The following is a 3,622-nucleotide window of genomic DNA, read 5'->3' as shown; positions in this document are numbered from 1 at the left end:
TTTACTCAAGTTGGAGCAATCTTCTCGCTGCTCTAGCTGCCTGCTTGCTTTTCGGTGCCGAATGCTGCGCAAACAGCCGTCGTAGGAAGCATCGTCCCCGTCTCCTGTCCACCGGAATCTCACCGCAAAGCGCGGTCATGTCATAGCGACAAACCTTGTTCCTTATTCCTCTAAGTATAGCAGATTTTTACTACGGGTTAAAACCCGCGTGTCGTTATTCAACCAGCCGTTAAAACGGGCGCTGCGTACTTACTCCCGTCATTTTTTAGGTTTAGGCATGGACATCCTCCCGACGCTGCTCTACGAGACAGCGCGGGATTCCTTAACATCACTGTTAGGGGCTTTCTGTTTCATAGCACCAGCATAAACGAGATTTACTCTCTTCGGGTCTTACCGTCGCTCCACAGACTGACACTGCGAGTCCCGCAGCCTTCTTGGTGGGCCTTCCCTTGCGTCTAGCCTCTTCCAGAGGAGCTTTCCTATGGTCATGCTGCGCAAACGCTAACGCCGACGCGGGTTCCCATCCGCAAAATATTTATACTTGCATTGATGTCCCGGTCATGGAGAGCTGCACATTCAGGACAATCCCACTCTCTAATATTTAGAGGCAATTTTTTCACTACATAACCACAATTAGAACAACGCTTTGTTAGCGTTAGCGAAGCTCCTCTGCAAGAGGCAGCTCCTCTGAAAGAGGCACTAGGAAAATATCTATCAATCTTGATTAATTCCCGTCCATACCATTCAGCTTTGTACTCTAATTGCCTGACTAATTCTCCCCAGTTAGCATCACTACCCACCCCTCTTGCTCCCCTCCCGGGAGGGGATGGGGGTGGGTTATGGTTTTTGACCATATTCTTTACGGCTATTTCCTCAACCACTATCGTTTGGTATCTTTTGATTAGTTGAGTAGGCACGCTTATGGGTGTAATCAAGCCTTGAATCTTTAATTTTTGCGTGTATCTTGGCTACCTTCAGCCTGGCCTTTTAATAGTTATAGCAATGAGCGCTCGCATATTTACATACTACTATTGTCTTCAAATGTAGCACGAAACTCTACTAAATATTACCAATACTTTCAATCATACTACATTAGTAGTTATTTGTACCATGTAAACACACCAGCGCTCATTGCTATATTAGATCCCTTGGTTTTTCTAGATAAAGACTTTTGAGCTAACCTCAGTTTTTTGTGTAATTTATTTAGATTCTTAGGGTTAGCAATTTTTTCTCCATCACTGGTAGTAACTAAACTGGTAATTCCGCGCGTCAATACCTATTTGTTTGAGTACTGGTTTAAGTTTTAAATCTCTGGTATCATTGACTCTCAAAGACACAGACCATCTACCACAGGAATCAAGTTTCACTGTTATTGTTGTTGGTACACAATCTGGTGGTAGTTGTCTACGTGGTTCTGCGTAAGTCCTGAAGTCTTAAAGATGAGATTTACTGATAACTGAAATAACAAACACCTCTTAACTTCTTCTCTCCTAACTAACATCAAAAACATGATAACCCCATGCAGGTACATCCAAATATAAACCTCGTGAAACCAAATTATCTCCCAAGCGATCGTAACTCACCTCATTCATTAAATCTTGTAGTCGATGCGTTTCACCCCTGAGACTCTCAAATGGCAACTGAACATAACATTGCCCTCGATAAGAAGCATAGTTAACAGTTATCAACAACAGTCGCTCATCTTCTCCTTGCCAACTGAAAGCAATAAAATTATTCCATGTGAAATTTCCTTCCCATGCAGCAACACATTCAAGTAATTGCCAATTTCCCTCATGGAAAATATCCAGAGCTAAAGAATCTAATAATTGATGGTAAAATCTCTCTATGTTTGGAACAGTAGCTTCTTCAGGAGCATAACATAAGTGCATCGAAATTTTTTTAGACCAACCTTGTAACTGACCTTGATGGAAAAAACGTAAACCAGGGGTAAAATAAGTCAAAATGGCAGCAGCTTCATGAACTCTTGGTGGAAAATCTGCATTCGCTCTGGGTTCATCATGATTTTCCATAAACCGTGCTAATTTATTTTGAAAATCAAGACCAGCATAAAGATGCAGTCCAACTGGAACTGCCTGTTGTTGATGGAGGCGATCGTATAACCGTTTGTCATAAGTGTAATCAAATCCTAATTGTTGCAGTTCCCACTCCAGATCCCAATATACTTCTGCCATAAAGATAAAATCTGGATGTTGCTGTTTAATTTGGGAAATTGCATCATACCAAAACGGTTGCACTGGAATACCCCAAGTCCGCTCAAAAATATCTGGCAATATTAGCATTGCCATATCGCAGCGAACGCCATCGCACAAATGAGCAATATTGGATAATTCTGCTAACATCCCCTCCTGTAATTTCGGGTTGCCGTAGTTCAGTTGCAAAGTATCAGACCAACCTGGAAAATAGGGGTCTCTTCCATGAGCAAATATTTGGCTACCTGTTGGCAGTTCTATTCGTATATAATTTTGGGGTTCTCGTTCAAGATCGGCCTGGGTTCCCTGAACATAAAAGTCAGGATTTGTTTGTACCCAAGGATGGTCGGGGGCAGTATGGTTGGGGACAAAATCAAGCATGAGTTTTAGTCCCCTTTGATGGAGGCGATCGCGCAGTCGTAACATAGCTGCATTGTCACCTAGGTTTTCATGGATGTGGTAACCAGTTACCGCAAAACAAGACCCGCAAATATAATCTTCTTGGAACTCATCACCAAAAAGTTCTATAGCTTCCTTTCGCACATCAGGATTTGCACGAGAGATATCTCGCGCCATTATTCCTGTTTGCCAAACTCCTAAAAAGTACACCCAGTCAAATCCCAAGTTTACTATTTGGTCCAATTCTGTATCGGGAATATCATCTAAGGTGGCGCGACGACCGAACTCTTGGGACAATCTGTTGAGCCAAACGCGGGTGTTTATTTGATATAGGGAAGGATTAATCATATATTTCATATTTGAGAGTTTCAAACTATCCATAACATCATAGAACAAATCTCTTACTGGTAAAGCGATCGCTTATTTCTCATCATCTTTGCCCAGAAGGTTATTGATACTGTATCTAATATCAAGTTGGTATTGTTTTAGTACAACGTTCCCACATCAGATGTCCAGTCAACCGTTTGTCACTCACCTTAAAGGAAGGTGTAGTTAATAGTAAATAATTTTCTGTAAATTCAAAGAAACGTTCTTGGTTTGTACCAACCCAATTAGGAAATAAAGAGGCTTTAACATGGTGAATTACTTTTTTATCTTTAATTTCATAGCTACCACAATAGGAGATATATGTTTCCATAGCCTTAGCTTTTTCCTGTGTACTTCCTCCCAAAAAATCTGCAGAGGAAAACTTGGGACGCCTTGCCGCCATAATTACCGCTGACCGAAAAAGCGGGTCTCAAGCCTCCCCCTTCTAGGGGGACTTTTGATTTTGAATATATTGTTTAAGAACTTCAAGTGGCGCTCCTCCAACAGAAGCCACAAAATATGAAGGACTCCAAAGGGCTGTCTTGTGTGGTTTTTTATATCCTGCTGCTCCATATAATCTACTGGAAACACCCTTGAGGTGATTAACTATTTGAGATACAGACAATTTGGGTGGATATTCAATTGCA

6 protein-coding genes are annotated in these 3,622 nt (G+C 41.6%); 1 reads left to right on the top strand and 5 read right to left on the bottom strand.

The features are described 5' to 3' along the window. Positions 1-485 precede the first annotated feature (485 nt). A complete protein-coding gene (locus F6K54_RS43640) occupies positions 486-854 on the bottom strand; it encodes a zinc ribbon domain-containing protein (protein WP_366558397.1) in 369 nt (122 codons plus the stop codon). Positions 855-1,099: 245 nt separating this feature from the next. Continuing rightward, complete coding sequence (locus F6K54_RS41810) at positions 1,100-1,273, bottom strand: hypothetical protein (protein WP_293090388.1); 174 nt, start codon at positions 1,271-1,273, stop codon at positions 1,100-1,102. 11 nt (positions 1,274-1,284) lie between these two features. Between F6K54_RS41810 and F6K54_RS41805 the strand changes: the two genes are divergently transcribed. After that, positions 1,285-1,422 carry a hypothetical protein gene (locus F6K54_RS41805; protein ID WP_293090387.1) on the top strand — a complete coding sequence of 46 codons (138 nt, stop codon included), beginning with the start codon at positions 1,285-1,287 and terminating at the stop codon, positions 1,420-1,422. Between the two features lie 68 nt (positions 1,423-1,490). On the opposite strand, the gene F6K54_RS41800 is transcribed toward F6K54_RS41805, so the two are convergent. From F6K54_RS41800 to tnpA, 3 genes are all read right to left on the bottom strand, one after another. After that, on the bottom strand, positions 1,491-2,957 hold the full coding sequence (locus tag F6K54_RS41800) for an alpha-amylase family glycosyl hydrolase (protein ID WP_293090386.1): 1,467 nt from the start codon (positions 2,955-2,957) through the stop codon (positions 1,491-1,493). 121 nt (positions 2,958-3,078) lie between these two features. After that, on the bottom strand, positions 3,079-3,378 hold the full coding sequence (locus tag F6K54_RS41795) for a lipocalin-like domain-containing protein (protein WP_293090385.1): 300 nt from the start codon (positions 3,376-3,378) through the stop codon (positions 3,079-3,081). A 42-nt stretch (positions 3,379-3,420) separates the two neighbouring features. After that, positions 3,421-3,622: IS200/IS605 family transposase (gene tnpA, locus F6K54_RS41790; RefSeq protein ID WP_293090384.1), on the bottom strand; the 202-nt coding region annotated here is incomplete at its 5' end.

The organism is Okeania sp. SIO3B5 (assembly GCF_010692555.1).
Taxonomy (GTDB): domain Bacteria; phylum Cyanobacteriota; class Cyanobacteriia; order Cyanobacteriales; family Microcoleaceae; genus Okeania.
The sequence above is the reverse complement of the archived record's forward strand: the minus strand, read 5'-3'. Positions and strand labels throughout refer to the sequence as shown.